The 16,476-nt window shown below is 70.7% G+C and carries 16 protein-coding genes; 6 read left to right on the top strand and 10 right to left on the bottom strand.

The window, feature by feature from the left end:
- The first annotated feature begins 37 nt into the window (after nt 1-37).
- A complete protein-coding gene (kstR, locus tag Aco03nite_RS27435) occupies nt 38-682 on the top strand; it encodes a cholesterol catabolism transcriptional regulator KstR (protein ID WP_203799431.1) in 645 nt (214 codons plus the stop codon).
- 79 nt (nt 683-761) lie between these two features.
- On the opposite strand, the gene Aco03nite_RS27430 is transcribed toward kstR, so the two are convergent.
- On the bottom strand, nt 762-1,193 hold the full coding sequence (locus Aco03nite_RS27430; RefSeq protein ID WP_203799429.1) for a type II toxin-antitoxin system Rv0910 family toxin: 432 nt from the start codon (nt 1,191-1,193) through the stop codon (nt 762-764).
- 13 nt (nt 1,194-1,206) lie between these two features.
- A complete protein-coding gene (gene kstD, locus Aco03nite_RS27425; RefSeq protein ID WP_203799427.1) occupies nt 1,207-2,853 on the bottom strand; it encodes a 3-oxosteroid 1-dehydrogenase in 1,647 nt (548 codons plus the stop codon).
- Nucleotides 2,854-2,963: 110 nt separating this feature from the next.
- Here kstD and Aco03nite_RS27420 point away from each other — a divergent pair, with 110 nt between their 5' ends.
- Entirely contained in the window at nt 2,964-3,617 is a 654-nt protein-coding gene (locus Aco03nite_RS27420; protein WP_239145469.1) for a hotdog domain-containing protein, read from the top strand.
- A gap of 87 nt (nt 3,618-3,704) precedes the next feature.
- Here the strand turns inward: Aco03nite_RS27420 and Aco03nite_RS27415 are convergent, their stop codons facing one another.
- A complete protein-coding gene (locus Aco03nite_RS27415; RefSeq protein ID WP_203799418.1) occupies nt 3,705-4,838 on the bottom strand; it encodes a hypothetical protein in 1,134 nt (377 codons plus the stop codon).
- A gap of 59 nt (nt 4,839-4,897) precedes the next feature.
- Nucleotides 4,898-5,950, bottom strand: coding sequence for a pectinesterase family protein (locus Aco03nite_RS27410; protein WP_239145468.1), 1,053 nt, complete (start codon nt 5,948-5,950; stop codon nt 4,898-4,900).
- Between the two features lie 157 nt (nt 5,951-6,107).
- Between Aco03nite_RS27410 and Aco03nite_RS27405 the strand changes: the two genes are divergently transcribed.
- Nucleotides 6,108-7,592 (top strand): serine hydrolase domain-containing protein, encoded by a 1,485-nt coding sequence (locus Aco03nite_RS27405; RefSeq protein ID WP_239145467.1) that lies wholly within the window; start codon nt 6,108-6,110, stop codon nt 7,590-7,592.
- Between the two features lie 20 nt (nt 7,593-7,612).
- On the opposite strand, the gene Aco03nite_RS27400 is transcribed toward Aco03nite_RS27405, so the two are convergent.
- Nucleotides 7,613-7,906: a hypothetical protein gene (locus Aco03nite_RS27400; RefSeq protein ID WP_203799412.1), complete on the bottom strand. Its 294-nt coding sequence runs from the start codon at nt 7,904-7,906 to the stop codon at nt 7,613-7,615.
- Between the two features lie 288 nt (nt 7,907-8,194).
- On the opposite strand from Aco03nite_RS27400, the gene Aco03nite_RS27395 reads away from it, so the two are divergent.
- Complete coding sequence (locus Aco03nite_RS27395; RefSeq protein WP_203799409.1) at nt 8,195-9,583, top strand: cellulase family glycosylhydrolase; 1,389 nt, start codon at nt 8,195-8,197, stop codon at nt 9,581-9,583.
- Between the two features lie 180 nt (nt 9,584-9,763).
- Here Aco03nite_RS27395 and Aco03nite_RS27390 read toward each other — a convergent pair whose 3' ends face one another.
- Both Aco03nite_RS27390 and Aco03nite_RS27385 read right to left on the bottom strand, forming a co-directional pair.
- On the bottom strand, nt 9,764-11,269 hold the full coding sequence (locus Aco03nite_RS27390) for a GGDEF domain-containing protein (RefSeq protein ID WP_203799407.1): 1,506 nt from the start codon (nt 11,267-11,269) through the stop codon (nt 9,764-9,766).
- A 50-nt stretch (nt 11,270-11,319) separates the two neighbouring features.
- Nucleotides 11,320-12,711: a DHA2 family efflux MFS transporter permease subunit gene (locus Aco03nite_RS27385; protein ID WP_239145466.1), complete on the bottom strand. Its 1,392-nt coding sequence runs from the start codon at nt 12,709-12,711 to the stop codon at nt 11,320-11,322.
- 67 nt (nt 12,712-12,778) lie between these two features.
- Between Aco03nite_RS27385 and Aco03nite_RS27380 the strand changes: the two genes are divergently transcribed.
- Nucleotides 12,779-13,369 carry a helix-turn-helix domain-containing protein gene (locus Aco03nite_RS27380; RefSeq protein WP_203799401.1) on the top strand — a complete coding sequence of 197 codons (591 nt, stop codon included), beginning with the start codon at nt 12,779-12,781 and terminating at the stop codon, nt 13,367-13,369.
- Between the two features lie 2 nt (nt 13,370-13,371).
- Here the strand turns inward: Aco03nite_RS27380 and Aco03nite_RS27375 are convergent, their stop codons facing one another.
- Nucleotides 13,372-13,881: a hypothetical protein gene (locus tag Aco03nite_RS27375; protein WP_203799398.1), complete on the bottom strand. Its 510-nt coding sequence runs from the start codon at nt 13,879-13,881 to the stop codon at nt 13,372-13,374.
- 125 nt (nt 13,882-14,006) lie between these two features.
- On the opposite strand from Aco03nite_RS27375, the gene lexA reads away from it, so the two are divergent.
- Entirely contained in the window at nt 14,007-14,672 is a 666-nt protein-coding gene (gene lexA, locus Aco03nite_RS27370; protein ID WP_203799396.1) for a transcriptional repressor LexA, read from the top strand.
- A 23-nt stretch (nt 14,673-14,695) separates the two neighbouring features.
- Here the strand turns inward: lexA and Aco03nite_RS27365 are convergent, their stop codons facing one another.
- Both Aco03nite_RS27365 and Aco03nite_RS27360 read right to left on the bottom strand, forming a co-directional pair.
- Nucleotides 14,696-15,913: an MFS transporter gene (locus tag Aco03nite_RS27365; protein WP_203799394.1), complete on the bottom strand. Its 1,218-nt coding sequence runs from the start codon at nt 15,911-15,913 to the stop codon at nt 14,696-14,698.
- On the bottom strand, nt 15,910-16,452 hold the full coding sequence (locus Aco03nite_RS27360; protein ID WP_203799392.1) for an ArsR/SmtB family transcription factor: 543 nt from the start codon (nt 16,450-16,452) through the stop codon (nt 15,910-15,912). The genes Aco03nite_RS27365 and Aco03nite_RS27360 overlap by 4 nt, the downstream gene beginning before the upstream one ends.
- Between the last annotated feature and the right edge of the window lie 24 nt (nt 16,453-16,476).

The raw sequence follows: 16,476 nt of genomic DNA, 5'->3' as shown, positions 1-16,476 counted from the left end.
CCGTTGCTAGGCTGGATCGACCATCGAAGGGGCGACCATGGCAACAGCGAGAACGGGTACCAGCACGCGCGCCGCTCTGTCCGGCGCGGAGGCCGAGCAGGGTTCGGCGGCACAGCGCGATCGGCGTCGGCGCATCCTGGAGGCGACGCTGGCCCTCGCCTCCAAGGGCGGTTACGACGCGGTGCAGATGCGCACGGTCGCGGAGAAGGCGGGCGTCGCCCTGGGCACGCTCTACCGCTACTTCCCGTCCAAGATCCACCTGCTGGTGTCGGCGCTCGCGGTCGAGTTCGAGACGATCCAGGAGAAGATCGGGCGCAAACCCATTCCGGGTGATACGCCGTACGAGCGGACCCTCTTCGTCCTGGGCCGGATGACCCGCACCATGCAGCGGGAGCCGCTGCTCGCCGAGGCCATGACCCGCGCCTTCATGTTCGCCGACCCGTCGGCGTCGGCCGAGGTCAACGCGGTGGCCCGGCTGATGGAGGAGATGTTCACCCAGGCCATGCACTCCGACGACGGTTCCGAGCCGACCGCCGACGACCGCGCCAAGGCCCGGGTGATCGGCGACGTCTGGCTCTCCAACCTGGTCGCCTGGGTGACCCGGCGCGCGTCGGCCAACGACGTGGTGAACCACCTGGAGCTGGCCACCCGCCTCCTGCTCTCCCCACCGTCGGCCAACTGAGACGTGCCGGCCTGAGCCGCTTTTCCCGGCTCAGCCCGGCACGTCGCCGCCTTTTCCCGGCTCAGCCCGGCACGTGCCGTCAGCCGACCAGGGCGATCAGCTTGTCGAGGGCCTGTTTCGCGGCGGGCCCGGCCTGTTTCTCCAGCATGGCGGCCATCGGGCCGTTCAGGGCCGGCCCGGCGAACTCCATCTCGTAGGTGATCTGCGACCCGGCGCCCTCGGGCACGATGATGAACCGGTTCTTGGCCTTGACGCCCATCGGCCCGTCGCCGGCCATCTCCAGATTCCCCGGCGCGTCCGCGGTCACCACCCGCCACGCCATCTCGGCGGGCATGCCCATCAACTTCACCTTCTGCTTGTACGTCGTACCTTCGGCGACCGTGGCCGGGACGTCACCGGTGAAGCCCTGATGCATGGTGTTCCACTCGGGGGTGCGGGGCAGATCGGTGACCACCTGCCACACCTTGTCGGGGTCGGCCGCCGTCGTGGCCGTCACGCTCACCTTGGGCATGTCTTCCTCCTCATCAAGCCGTGGCGGCCGCTATGTCGAGGCCTGCCACGTGGCCGAACGTCATCGCCGGTCCGAGGGTCGATCCGGCGCCCGCGTAGCTGTGCCCCATCACCGCGGAACTGGCGTTCCCGGCCGCCCAGAGCCCGGGGATCACCGACCCGTCGGGTTTCACCACCCGGGCGTTGGCGTCGGTGAGCAGGCCACCCTTGGTCCCGAGATCCCCGGGAACGATCTTGAAGGCGTAGTACGGGGGCAGCCAGATCGGTGCCAGACAGGGGCTCGGGACGTTGGTGGGATCGGCGAAGTAGGCGTCGTACGTACTGTCGCCGCGGTGTTGATCGGGATCCTTGCCCGCTCTGGCCTGGGCGTTGAACCGGCTGATCGTCGCGGTGAGGGCCGCCGCCGGAACGCCGATCCTGGCGGCCAGCCCGGCGATCGTCCAGTCCTTGACCAGGGCGCCACTGGTGTACCAGTCGTCCGGATAGGGCAGCATCGGCGCGAGATCCTTGAACAGGTACCGGTTCCGGTAGTCCTGGTCGGTGATCATCCAGCAGGGGACGTGCCCCTTGGCGTACATGGTGTGCACGACGTCGCTGTACGGCGCCGCCTCGTTGACGAACCGCCGGCCGCCCTGGTTGACGAAGATCGTGCCCGGCAGGGTGCGCTCGGACAGGCAGAACCACGGCTCGCCCGGCAGCGGGATCATCGGCCCCCACCAGGCGTCCTCCATCAGCCCGAGCGCCGCCCCGGCCCGCTGACCCGCCTCGATGCCGTCGCCGGTGTTGGAGTCGGCGCCGATCGTCCAGTCCACCCCGATCGGCGCGGCCTGGTACTGCTTGCGCATCCGCTCGTTGTGCTCGAACCCGCCACTGGCCATCACCACCCCGCGGCGCGCCCGGATCAGGGTCTCGGCGCCGTCCCGGCGGACCAGCACCCCGGCCACCCGCCCGTTCTCCACGTGCAGGTCGAGCAGCGGGGTGTCCAGCCAGACCGGCACACCCGCCGCGATCAGCCCGGCCCGCAACCCGCCGGCCAGCGCCTGCCCCATCGTGACCGGTTTCTGCCCCTGGGCGGAGAGCTGCAGGTAGCGCCAGACGAGTTCGGTGGCGGTGGCCAGCCCCTTCGGATGCCGGGCGATCAGCGACAGCCACTTGTAGTCGACGGTGTAGACCACGGTTCCCGGCGGGCTGGCCTGGTAGGCCGGATTCAGGTGCGTCGCCTCGTCACCGAGCATGTTCAGGTCGAAGGCCTGCGGCTCGATCGAGCGCCCGTTCGGCATCCCGCCGGGGAGTTCCGGATAGTAGTCCGGGTACCCCTGCATCCACGCGAACTTCAGCGGCGTCCAGCGCAGCAGGTAGGAGATGGTGCGCGGCCCGTAGGTGAGATAGGCCCGGCGCCGGGCGGCCGGCACGTCCGTCCCGACCACGGCGGCCATGTAGGTGTCGGCCTTGTCGAAGCTGTCCGGCACACCCGCGGCGAGCAGGACCTCGTTGTTGGGCACCCAGATCCCGGCCCCGGATCGTGCCGTGGACCCACCGAAGACGGCCGCCTTCTCGACGAGAACCGTGTTCAGTCCGCTGCGCGCGGTCGTCAGCGCGGCGGTCATCCCGGCAGCCCCGGCACCCACCACGACCACGTCGTATTCCACGCTGACCGCCATGGCATCCCCATCCGTCAACCCGTTTACGCCGCCGCAATAACTAGAACAGGTTATAGCAGTGTGATGAGATTCACTAGGTCCGATACTCCTGTGTAGAGGAACCTGTTGCTGTGGGTGAAACCGAGAACGGACGGCTGCCACGGCGGCGCGCGGCGATCGGCGAGTTGGGCGAGGCACTGCGCCTCCTGATCGAGAACGCGACCGCCACCGAGATGCCTACCGAGCACATCCTGCGGGCCGCCGAGCTGATCCGGCAGGCCGCGGCCCCGCTCGGCGAACACCGACGCGGCCGCTTCGACACCGCGAGCGCCGACGACCTGCTCGGCGGGATCCGTCTCTACAACCCGGTCACCGGCGAGGGCAGCGCGTTCGCACCCCCGGTCGATATGCACCGCGAGGGCGACCTGGCGATCGGCACCTGCACCCTGGGCCGCGCGTTCGAGGGCCCGCCCAGTTTCGCCCACGGCGGGGTGAGCGCCATGCTGCTGGACCAGATGCTCGGCTACGCGGTGACAACGGCCGGCCACCCCGGCATGACGGTCCGCCTGGACACGGTCTACCGAAGCCCGGTCCCTCTCTACACCCCACTCCGGATGACCGCGTCGATCACCGAGGTCAACGGCCGCCGGGTAACCGCAACCGGCGCCATCACCACCACGACCGCCCCCACCACCGCGCTGGTCGAGGCAACCGGCCTTTTTGTGGCACTCCGCTCCGACCAGGCCAAACGTCTCTTCGGCCCCGTCCTCGACCGCTCCGCCTGACAACACCGCCGACCTGGAACGGGCCGCCGCGGACACTCTCCAGCGGGTGATCCGCCCGGCGGAGACCGTCTGGCACCCGCGCGGCTTCTAGCAGTTCTCCAGGCTGCGGTCGCGCAGTTCGGCGGGCAGGCCGGAGCGTTCGGCCAGCCACGTCACCCAGAACGGCAGCAGGTCGAGCAGATCGTCGGCGGCGTCCCGGAACTCGTCGCGGATCTGCTCGGCCACCGCCCGGGCCCGGTGCGGGGAGCAGCTGTCGAACAACTCCGGCACACTCGACGGCCACATGTCGAACAGCTCCTCGACAAGGAAGATGTCCGGCTCGGGACGGTCCGGCGCGGTGCGCAGCCAGGCGGCGAACGCCTTGGGCCCGGCGTCCAGAGCGGTCTCCACCGGGTCGAAGGCGAGGACCCGCGGCATTTCCAGGACCACCTCGGCCAGGCGGCGGCACCGGTGGTACTCGGCGAACTGGCCGGCCGTCTCGCCGCCGAGCGGGCCGTACTCCTCCGGGCCCGGCAGCAGACCGGCGAGCAGCCGGGAGTCGTCGATCCGCCGCCAGGACGTGCCACCGGCCGCCGCGGCTCCCGCCGCCACCTGCCAGGCGGCCAGCGCCTCCTCCGGCGACGCGTAGAAGCCGGCGTGCTCGGGCCTCGGGGTGAAGTCACAGGCGTCGACGTCCCACAGGTACCAGCGGACCGGGCCCTCCGGGGTGCTGAACGGCGCGATGATGGCGAACCGGCTGCCGTACCGGTCCCGGGTCCAGCGCACCTCGCCGGCCGTCTCCGGGGCGGCCGGCTCGATCCCGGCGCCGGATCGCAGCGGCATCGGCATGATCGCGGCGACCGCCCGCAGCACCTCGCCGGCTCTCTCCCCCGGCTCGGCCCGCTCGCGCAGGTCGTCGATCAGCGCGGTGGCCAGGTGGTCCGGGCCGACGTAGCCCTCCATCGGCAGATCGCCCAACCGGGCCAGCAGTGGGCCGAGCAGAGCACAGATCTCGTCCTCCAGCGCGGTGCCGGTCAGCCGGGAACCGAGCAGAAGGCCGGCCAGGTCCGCGGCGTGCGGGCGGGCCAGCTCGACCCGCTTCGCCTGCCCCTCCTCCTGAGCGCCGGCGATCGCCCGCAGCGAGTTCGTCAGCTGCACCTGCCTGGTGTGCAGGCGGCGGCGCTCGGCCCGGGCCGCGACTGTGGACTTGTGAGACTTCTTGCGCTTACGAGAGACCGGCACGGGCCGAGAATATGTGGACTCCCCGGCCCGGGCCGACCGTCGTCACCCACACGAGCGGATCAGCAGCGTTGCGGTTCCCAGCCGTCGTCACCGGACAGGAACGCTCCGGCCGTGGCGGTCGCGGCCTCCTCGGCGGTCAACTGGGGACGGTTTCCCGAGACCAGGGCGCCGGGCCCGAAGTTGCGGAACTCCCGGAACCGGGCGTCCTCCCACGGCCACGTGCCGAAGTCGCTCCACGCCACGTCCGGGACGTGCGCGCCGATCCACGAGTTCCGGATGACCGTCTGACCGATCGCGTTCGGGTCGTTGCTCGGATGCCACGGGCGGCCCAGGAACACCGTGCCGGCCGGAGCGTCCGAAGTGAACCGGCAGCGGTCGAAGAGCAGCCCGTGCGGGTTGGTGCTGTCGGTGCTGGGGGCGGTGACGTACCCGTTCGGGGTGCTCCCCCGGTCCAGCGAGTGGATCCGGCAGCGCTGGAAGACGGCGGTGGCCCGGCCGAAGATGAAATCGACATCGCCTTCGACGTACGAGTCCCGCAGGAAGACCCGGGCCACGACCCCGGCGGCGCTGCTGTTCAGATAGAGCGTGTCCTGGTTGCCGAGGAACCGGACCCGGTCGAAGACCAGCCGGTCGGCCCGGGTCAGCACGGCCACCGCCTGCCGGTTGGTGATCTCCGGGTGCGCCGCCTCGTCGAACAGGTTCGCGAACGTCAGGTTGACCGCCCGGAACCCGGCACCGTCGACGGTGACCGAGGCGCTGCCCGAGGTGCCCCAGGTGGTGCCGTCCGGTTTCACCGTCCCGTTGGCCCGGTCGTCGGCGATCACCACGTCCTCGGGGCGGCGGCCGAGACCACGGAACTCCAGCAGCGGCTTGGTCTTCGGGACGATCACCTGACCCCGGTGGGTGCCGGGACGGACGCCGATGACGAACGGTTCGGTGCGGGCGGTGGGTGCGGCGTCGACCGCCGCCTGCACGGTGTCGTGGTCGCCGCTGCCGTCCGCGGCGACGATCAGATGGGGCCGGGGGCCGGCGGCCCGGGCGGGGTCGGGGACCACGCCGGTCGCCACGATGCCGAGGCCGGAGGACATTCCGAGAAAGGTACGCCTGCGCACGCCAGTCTCCTCGATGCGGGGAATGCGCTGGGGGAAAGCGCTTTCCTTGGCACGGTAGGCCAGCCATTGATTAACGTCAACGAAATCTTCGGGGATGTGCAACTTGCACGGACAGGGCATTGTGGAACATCGGGAGGTCTGGATGGTGTCTCGTCGCATGGTTCTCCGCACCGCTGCCGCACTGCCCGCCGCTGGGGTTCCGGTGGACTCCCGCCTGCCACGCGCGGTCCGCGACCTCGAGGAGAAGATCCAGGACGGCATGGCGGCGTACCGGATTCCCGGCGTCGCCTACGGCCTGCGCCACCAGGGCCGGGACTACGTCGGCGGGTTCGGCGTCACCAGCGTCGCCGCCCCGCGGGCGGTCGGCGCCGACACCCTGTTCCGGATCGCCTCGACCACCAAGACCTTCACCGGCACGGCCGTCATGCGTCTCGTCGAGAACGGGCGGCTCGACCTGGACCGGACCGTGCGCAGCTACCTGCCCCGGTTCCGCACCGCCGACGAGGCCGCGTCCCGGCGGGTCACCCTGCGGCAGCTGCTCAACCACAGCGCGGGCTGGCTCGGGGACGTCTACACCAGCACACCCACCCTTTCCGGGTACGTGGAAGCGCTGGCCGCCGTGCCCCAGTTGACCCCGCCCGGTCAGGTGTTCTCGTACAACAACGCGGCCATCGGCGTCGCCGGGCGGCTGATCGAAGTGGCCACCGGCAGCGAGTACGAGACGGCCCTGCGCGCCCTCGTGCTGAACCCGCTGCGGCTGCGGCAGAGCGGATTCTCCCCGGATGACGTCCCGGGCGCCGCGGTAGCCGTACCGCATGGATTCGATCTGGAAGGGAACGTGGTGGCCGTGCCGGAGGCGCTGGCCATCCCGCGCAGCCTGCACCCCGCCGGCGGCCTGTTCTCCAGCGCCCGCGACCAGCTCGCCTGGGCCCGCTACCACCTCGGCGACGGCAGTCCGCTGCTGGAACGGCGGTCGCTGCGCGCCATGCGGTGGCGGCCCGGCCCCGGCGGCACCCTCTTCGTCGAGCTGGACGGCGCCGGTGTCACCTGGATGCTGCGGCCCACCGCCGAGGGCCCGCGTGTCGTCCAGCACGGCGGCGACCTGCCCGGCCAGCACTCCGGTTTCATGATCGTGCCGGAGCGGGACTTCGCCCTGACGGTCCTGACCAACTCGGAGAGCGGCCCGCTGCTCACCGCCGAACTGTTCGGCGGCGACTGGGCGATCAGCAGATTCGCCGGCCTGCACAACCTGCCCGCCACCCCGCGGACCCTGCCGCCCGAGGCGCTGGCCGAGTACGAGGGGCGGTACGTCGCCGACCAGATCGGCCTGGCCGGCGAACCGGCCCGGATCGTCCTGGACCTGGTGGCCGCGGACGGCCGGTTGAGCGGCCGGGTCGACGGCGTGGAACAGATGCTGCTGCCGTTCTACCGTAAGGATCACGTGCTGGTGTGGGCCCCGGACGGCTCCGACGCCCACAGCCGGGCCGACTTCCTCCGGAACCCGGACGGAACCGTCGGCTGGCTGCGTTTCAGCGGCCGCCTGTTCCGCCGGCACCCCCTGACGACCGACGTCCACCGCACCACCGGAAGCACCGCCGAACTGCTCCCGGCGACCCTGCCGCACCCGCCCACACTCCGCTGACCCCGCCGCCGCGCTCGTCGTCAGGCCGGGTCGGTGGGGCGGTTCCGGCGTTCGAGGCGGCGCTCTTCCAGCTTTCGCCAGCGGTTGAAGACCTGCACCGCCGCCGCGATGGGCTCGGGGGCCCGGCCCGCTCGCCACTGGCGTGGGAGCCAGGCCTCGGCGCCCAGCCACAGGAGTTCGCTCATCGGGACGGAGCCTCCGTGCATGCGCATCAGCTCCTCGGCCACCTCGAACGCGTGATCACTGCGCCGCCACTTCTCCAGAGTCGAATTGCCGTTCAGCAACTCTTCGTGGTCGTCAGGGTGCAGGTCCATGTTTGGCCAGTCCTTCACGTGCGGCGGGAACAGTCCAGGTCAAAGACCTGAAGCTGGTCACTCTCACCCCCTTCGCCACACCTGTCAAGCTGCTCCTTGCAACGTAGAGTAACTACGACCGATTCGGTCAGGGTGATCATCAACCGGCGGGCCACACCCTCCGAACAGTCAGGCGAAACCCGCGGGGCTCCGGCGCGTCGGCGAAATGTGGCCGACGTTGACAATCTTGAATTCTTACGGGCACATTGGGAGCGCTCCCAATGTCATCCCCGTCCCCTGGAGTGAACTATGACTACGTTTCGATGGAAATGGGTCGCATCCCTGGTCGTCGCGTTCTGTGCCGGAGCGGTGGGACTGGCCGTCGCCCAGCCCGCGCAAGCGGCCACCGGGTTCACCGTCTCCGGCACCCGGATCCTGGAAGGGAACGGCAATCCGTTCGTGATGCGCGGGGTCAACCACGCGCACACCTGGTACACGAGTCAGCTCGGGTCGCTCGCCAACAGCAAGGCGCTCGGGGCCAACACCGTCCGGGTGGTGCTGAGCAGCGGGAACCGGTGGACCCGGAACGACGCCGCCGACGTCACCAATGTGATCAGTCAGTGCAAGGCCAACCGGCTGATCTGTGTTCTCGAGGTGCACGACACCACCGGATACGGCGAAGAAGGCGCCGCGGCCAGCCTTGCTCAGGCCGTCGACTACTGGATCTCCATCAAGAGCGCGCTCGACGGGCAGGAGAACTACGTCATCCTGAACATCGGCAACGAGCCGTACGGGAACACCAACGCCGCGGGCTGGGTCGCCGACACCAAGAACGCGATCACCCGGCTGCGGGCGGCCGGGTTCGCGCACCAGATCATGGTGGACGCGCCGAACTGGGGTCAGGACTGGTCGTTCACCATGCGGGACAACGCGGCGAGTGTGTTCGCCACCGACCCGAACCGGAACGTCGTCTTCTCGGTGCACATGTACGGGGTGTTCGACACCGCCGCGGAGATCACCGATTATCTGGCCCGGTTCCGGACCGCGGGGCTGCCGCTGGTGATCGGCGAGTTCGGGCACCTGCACTCGGACGGCGACCCGGACGAGGACACCATCCTGGCCACCGCGCAGCAGTACGGCGTCGGCTATCTGGGCTGGTCGTGGAGCGGCAACGGGGGCGGCGTCGAATACCTGGACCTGGTCACCAACTTCAACCCGGCGCAGCTGACGACGTGGGGTCAGCGGCTGTTCAACGGGGCCAACGGGATCAAGGCGACCGCGAAGGAGGCGACGATCTTCGGTGGGGTCCAGCCGTCCCCGTCCGGTTCGTCGAACTCGCCGTCCCCGTCGACCTCGCCGTCACCCTCGGCCTCGGTCTCCACTCCGCCGGGCAACGCGGGCTGCACCGCCACCTATGCGGCCACCGGTTCCTGGCAGGGCGGTTTCCAGGGTGAGGTCACGGTGAAGGCGGGCGGTTCGGCGATCACCGCCTGGACGGTGAGCTGGACCTGGCCCAACGGGCAGCGGTTCACCAACAGCTGGAACGCGACGGTGACGACCTCCGGTGAGACGGTGACCGCGAAGAACGCCGCCTACAACGGGCGGCTGGCGGCCGGCGCCACCACCAGCTGGGGCTTCACCGCGTCGTGGACCGGAACCAACAACGCCCCGGCAGCGGTGACCTGCACCGCGTCATAACGGACGCGGGTGCGCTCCAAGAGCGGTGTCGCGGTCGGTTTTATGCGGTGACCACCGCATCCGGCCCGGCGGTCGCGGGTCGGCCCGGTGACGGGCCGGCCTCGCGTCGTAGCCACGGGCACCCTCCGTCATTCGTAAAATAACGGGCCTTCAAGGATCTTCGGGGTTCGGGTTCGGGTTCTACGAGCTCATGCTGTGGTCGTAGCGCATCCACGTGCCTTTGCCGTCGTGTTTGGCGGCGTACATGGCGGTGTCGGCGGCGTGCAGGAGGCTGCGGATGTCGTCGTCCGATTCCGCACAGGCGACGCCGATGCTGGCACTGGCCCGGACCGCGGTGCCGTCGACCGGGATCGGGACGGTCAGGGCCTGCAGGATGCGCTGCGCGGTGCGTTCGGCGTCGAGGTGGTCGCAGTCGCGCAGCAGCACGGCGAACTCGTCGCCGCCGAGCCGGGCCGGGAGGTCGCCGGCGCGGACCGCGGACCGCAGTTTGTCGGCGACGCCGGCCAGCAGCGCGTCCCCGGCCGCGTGCCCCAGCGTGTCGTTGACCGCCTTGAATCCGTCCAGGTCGACGAGGAGCAGCGACACCGTTCCCGGCTCGGCGTGCTCCAGGGCGGCGCTGACCTCCTCGCGGAAGTGGGTGCGGTTGGCGAGCCCGGTCAGGTCGTCGAAGAGTGCCTGCCGGCGCAGCCGGACCTGGTGTTCGCGCAGCTCGGTGAGGGTGCTGTCGAGTTTCTCGATGAGGCGTTTGTTGTCGTGGAAGGCGAGCAGTTGCCGGGCCACCACCATCGCGACGATGACGCCGAGCCCGCCGACGGCACCCCACAGGCGGGCGTCGTCGCGGTCCTCCGGCAGCACCAGGATCATCGCCACGAAAACCACGAAGATCGAACCATAGGGCAGCAGGCTGTACGGTTTCCGGCGCCGCGCCCCGAACGCCGTCTCGTCGAATCGGGCGGTGATCTCCTGGATCCGTGGCCCGACAGCGATCAGCAGCGAGGGCAGAAAACGGATCACGTAGACGTACGCCGGAAGCGACTCCTCGGCGTTCGGCGCCGCGAACACGCCTACCGCGTTCACGATCGCCGCGAAGATCATCGGCAGGGCGGCGTTGCGGTGCATCGGCGCGTTGCCGCTGAGCATCATCTTGACCGCCGCGAACGCCGAGGTCAGCACCACCGCGGCGCCGGCCAGCGCACCGACCGGGTTGGTCCGCATGTCCTCCGGGTTGATGGCGAAACACCAGGCCACCACCATCCCACCGACCAGTACGGTCGCCGAGTCCAGCCAGAACGCGATCCGGTCCCGCCCGCTGCGGCCGGCGTGCGGGTGGATCAGCATGGCGACGACGATCAGCCCGAGCCCGACCGCGAACAGTGTCGACTGGACGTCGCCGCCGGTGGTGGACCAGCGGTCACGCTGCCCCAGCGACAGCACGAACTGGGTGGTGTCGCCGATCGTGAACAGGGTTCCGGAGACGGTGAGGACCCGCCAGAACCGGCGGGTCGCCCCGGTCGCCATCCGGGAGACCCGCCAGGACCAGACGGCGAACAGCAGGTCGAGCGGCGGCTGGAACGCCCAGAAGATGCTGACCTGGGCCTCCGAGTCGGTGTGGAACGTGAAGAGCAGTGCTGCGGCCAGGACGGTCCAGGCTACGGCCACGGCTAGCGCCGGGTCTCTTCGGTTCACGCTGCTTTGATCGGCTCCGGAGGTGGCCTGTTGAGGAAAGTGACGGCCGGCTATCGGGTGGCGCCCACCACCGTCGCGGGGGCGGGGCGGAGCGCCGGGGACACCTGGGCCGCCAGCAGGACCGCCGCGCCGCACGCCGCGACCAGCGCCCAGCCCGGCCGGGTCGCCGCCGCCAGCCCGGCCGGGGCGATCCCGGCCAGCAGGCCACCGGCCAGGGCGACACCAAGGGCGGCGCCCACCTGGCGTGACGTCGAGGCGATCCCGGCGGCCACCCCGGCGCGGGCCGGCGGGAGACCACTGACCGCGGTGTTGGTGATCGGGGCGTTCGCGAAACCGATGCCGACACCGATGAACAGGTACGCCACCAGCAGCACCGGCATCGGGGTCCGGTCGCCGAGCCCGACCAGCAGCGCTCCGCCGAGCATCGTGGCCGCCCCGGCGATCCGCAGCGGCAGCCGGGGCCCGGCCCGGCCGACCAGCATGCCGGAGAGCGGCGCGAACACCGTCGCGGCCAGCGCCATCGGCAGCGTGACCAGGCCCGCGGCGAGGGCGGTCAGACCTCGTACCTGCTGCAGGTAGAGGGTGCCCAGGAGCAGGGTCACGTTGAGCGCCACGAACATCGCCACCGCCCCGCCGACCGCCGCGGTGAACGGGGCCCGGCGGAACAGCCCGAGGTCCATCAGTGGCTCGTCGCGCCGGGTCTCCACCCGGACGAACACGGTCAGCAGAGCGACGATCGCGGCGTACCCACCGAGCAGCAGCGGCGATCCCCAGCCCAGCCGCGGCCCCTCGATCAGAACCGCGACCGTCGCCGCGACCAGGGCGGTCAGCAGCACCTGACCGGGCAGGTCCAGACGCCGGGCCCGGGGCGCGCGGGACTCCGGCACGAACCGGAAGGTCAGCGCCAGCACCACCGCGACGATCGGCAGGTTCATCCAGAACACGGTCCGCCAGCCCAGCCCGGTGATCAGCGCCCCGCCGAGCAGCGGGCCGGCCGCCATGCTCAGCCCGAACACCGCCGCCCACACCCCGATCACCCGGGCGCGTTCCCGGGGCTCGGTGACCCCGCTGATCACGATGGCCAGGGCGACCGGCGTCAGCATCGACGCGCCCACCCCCTGCAGCGCCCGGGCCGCGACCAGGGCGCCGATCGACGGCGCCAGCGCGCACGCCACCGAACCGGCGGCGAACAGCACCAGCCCGATCCGGAACACCCGCCGGCGGCCGAGCCGGTCACCCAGCGCGCCCGAGGTGATCAGGAGACTGGCCAGGACCAGGGTGTACGCGTCGATCGCCCACTGCAGGTCGCTGATCGCCAGCCGCAGCTCGCCGCCGATCGACGGCAGCGCCACGTTGACGACAGTCGTGTCCAGGCCCACCAGGAAGATGCTCGTGACGCAGATGGCCAGGACCGGCCACCGGCGTGCGGTTTCAGTCGTCATGCCGCCGATCGTCGCCGCGGTGGCCCCCACCGGCCGAGACATCTTGCGAAGACCGCAAACTGCACCTGTGGAACCCGCGCTGCAGCAACTGCTCGACGACATCGGTCCCCGCCTGCACCGGATCCGGCAGGACCGCGGGCTGACCCTGGAGGAGCTGGCCGCCGCGACCGGCATCTCGGTGAGCACGCTGTCCCGGCTGGAGGCGGGCAAACGCCGCCCGACCCTGGACCTGCTGCTGCCGCTGGCCACCACGTACCGGATGGCGCTGGAACAGATGATCGGCGCGCCGATGACCGGGGATCCCCGGATCCACCTGACCCCGCACCACCGGCAGACCCGCACCCGGCTGGACAGTGTGGTGATCCCGCTGACCACGTACCCCGGCCGGCTCCAGGTCTTCAAGCAGATCCTCAGCCCGTCGGCCGAACCACCGATCCTGGTCACCCACCCGGGGCACGCGTTCTTCTACGTACTGGCCGGGACCGTCCGGTTGCTGGTGGCCGATCAGGAGCGGCTGCTCAAGCCGGGTGAGACCGCGGACTTCGACGCCGGGCTGCCGCACTGGTTCGGGCCCGCCGACCGGACCGCCGCCGAGGTGCTGCACCTGTTCGGGCCACATGGTGACCGGTTCACGCCGTCGGCGCTTCCCGTGGTCTGACCTCAGACGATCGCCGGGCCGAAAGTGTCGGACATCGCGGCCACGCCCAGGCACAGCAGCGGGCCGGGGAACGCCTCGTCGACGTCGGTCAGGTCGTGCCACTGCTGGACCACCGGGTCCGGCGAGTGCCGGTCCAGGGAACGCCGGGCCGGTTCCGGGATCCGGTGACCGGCCGTCCGCAGCATCGACGCGACACCCTCGAGCAGGTGCCGGACCGCGACCGCCAGATTGCCCGGGCCGCTCTCCGGGCCGGGCAGGGCGTGATCGGTCAGCCAGGCGGCGAGTTCCGGGCCGGAGACCACGTGCCGCCCCGGGACGTCGGCCCCGTAGGTGCGCCCGTAGACGATCAGCGCCGTGGTGTGCACCAGCACCTGGTGCACCGGCAGCCGGCTGGGCAGACTGATCACCGGATGTGTCGGCGCGAGCAGGATGGCGGCACGCAGGGTAGCGGCCTTCCACGCACCGGTGTCCCCTGCCGCGACCTGGTCGGCGTACTCCCAGATGCTTGGCACCAAATGATCTTCATCATCGGGAACGCGCTGGTCATCGGCCAACGGTCCCGCGTCGGCGTCCCCCGAACGTGCGGTTTCCGGTCACCGTTCGTACATCTGATCTAATCATGGGGTAAGGTGCGGCCATGAGCATCGACAGTGGTGCAGACCCCCACCTACCCCTGACCGCCCGCCAGCTGCGCATCCTCGCGGTGATCAGGGATTCGGTGCGCTCCCGTGGTTATCCGCCCACGGTCCGTGAGATCGGTGCGGCGGTCGGGCTGGTCTCCCCGTCCTCGGTCTCCTACCAACTGGGTGTCCTGCAGAGCCACGGCCTGATCCGGCGCAGCCCCAACAACTCGCGGGCCGTCGAGCTGCTCCCCGCCGCCGAGGCCTTCCTGGATGCTCCGGCCGCCACCGAGCCGGACACCGCCGGTCGCCTGGTCACGGTGCCGGTGCTGGGCGCGATCGCGGCCGGCGCCCCGATCCTGGCCGAGGAGCACGTCGAGGACCACCTGACCGTGTCGGCGTCGATGGTCGGCGGGGGCACCCTGTTCGCCCTCAACGTCAAGGGCGACTCGATGATCGACGCCGCGATCTGCGACGGCGACGTGGTGGTGGTCCGTCAACAGCCGGTCGCCGAGAGCGGCGAGATCGTGGCCGCCATGCTCGACAACGAGGCGACGGTCAAGGTCCTGCGCCAGCGCGACGGCCACACCGAGCTGCTCCCCCGCAACCCGGCCTACCAGCCGATCCCCGCCGACCACGCCGTCATCCTGGGCAAGGTCGTCTGCGTCCTGCGCCGCCTCTGACCCCTGGCAATCTCGGCGGGGCGTCAGTGCCGGCTGGTGGCGGCGGGGCTTCTGGCGGCCGTACGGACGCTGGGGGTGAAAGTGGCGACCAGCGCGGCCGTGAGCATCACGCCGGAGAGGGACCACAGTGCACCTCGGGGGCCGGCCGTGGTCAGCAGGACTCCGACGGCCAGCGACGCCAGTGGCATCACGCCCCAGGTCACCGTGGCGCCGGCGCTCATCACCCGGCCCAGCAGGTCGTTCGGGACCACCGTGCCGGCGTAGGCGAAGATCACCACGTTCCACAGTGGGCCGGCGAACGCGCACAGGGCGCCGATCACGCCGATCTGCAGGGGGTGTGTGGTCAGGAGCAGCAGCGGCAGTAACGCCGCCCAGATCCAGTTGATGCCGACCAGCACCGCCCGGAACGAGAAACGGCGGTGCAGACGGCCCGCCGCCAGGGCGCCCAGCAGGCCGCCGATGCTGTAGACGCCCATCATCACGCCGATGTCGGTCGGGGTCGCGCCCTGGTCGCCGGCCAGCACCACCAGTACCAGGACCAGGGCCTGGAAGACGGCGTTGCTCACCGCGATCAGCAGCAGCGACACCCGGATCAGCGGGTGGTGCCAGACGTACCGGATGCCGGTCATCGCCGAACGCCACAGCGGCTCCGGCGGGCCCTCCGGTGGTTTCTGCAGGTCGCGGCGGAGGAACAGGAGCGCAACGGCGGCGATCAGCGACGAGATGCCGTCGGCCAGGAACGGCAGCGCGCGGTCCAGGCCGAACAGCGCGCCGCCGGCGGGTGGTCCGGCCAGCGCCGCGGCCCGGCTCCGCGCCTCGTTGTGGGCGATCGCGGACGGCAGCTCCTCGGTGGTCACCACCATCGGCAGGGCGGCGTCCTCGGCCAGCCCGAAAAAGACAAAACACACCCCCTGGACAAAGGCCACCCCACACAACCAGGCGATGTTCAGTACGCCGGACCAGAGCGCCAGTGGCACGGTGAGCAGCGTCAGCGCGCCGGCGATCTCACTGGCCAGCAGGATGCGGCGGCGGTTCCAGCGGTCCACCAGCGGGCCGGCCGGCAGGTTGACGATCAGGTGCGGAAGGGTGCCGGCGGCGCCGACCAGTCCGGCGTCCAGCGCGGAGCCGGTGGTGGCCAGGACCAGCAGCGGCATCGCCGTCCCGGTGATCGTCGCGCCCAGTGACGAGACGACCTGGCTGCCCCAGAGCAGGGTGAAGTCGCGGTTGCGCCAGAGGCTCACGACGGCGTCGGGAACGCGTTGAACAGCACCGTCACCGCGCGGGCGCCCGCCGAGGCCGCGTCGGGCGGGCGGTGCCAGCGGCTCAGGAAGGCGACGTACTCCTCGCCGAACTGTCTCAGCTCCGCGGCGGTGAGGGTGGTGGTGCCGAACGAGTTCATGGCCGCCTCGCCGAACTCGCCGTACGACCGGTGATCGGCCAGGTAGGTGAACAGATTCCGCTGGGCGTCCTCGATCCACTGCCGGCTGATGACGTCGGCCGTGGCGGAGATCTCCGGATCCTCGGCGTCGTACGGCAGGCGAAGGTCGAGCGGTTTGGCCCGCCAATATCTGCGGCGCCCCTCGGACCGGTCCTCCTCGACGAAGTCGTAACGGGCCAACTGGCGCAGGTGGTAGCTGGTGCCGCCGCGGTCGGCCTCGAACCTGGCGGCCAGGTCGGCCGAGGTGGCGGGGCCGTACCGGTTCAGGTGGGTGAAGATCCGCTGGCGGAGCGGGTGGGCCAGAGCCTTGAGGGCATCGACATCGGTCAGATCGCGGCGCATGCCGGAGAAGGTATCGATGCGAAG

Source organism: Actinoplanes couchii (assembly GCF_016862075.1).
Lineage (GTDB): Bacteria > Actinomycetota > Actinomycetes > Mycobacteriales > Micromonosporaceae > Actinoplanes > Actinoplanes couchii.
The sequence above is the reverse complement of the archived record's forward strand: the minus strand, read 5'-3'. Positions and strand labels throughout refer to the sequence as shown.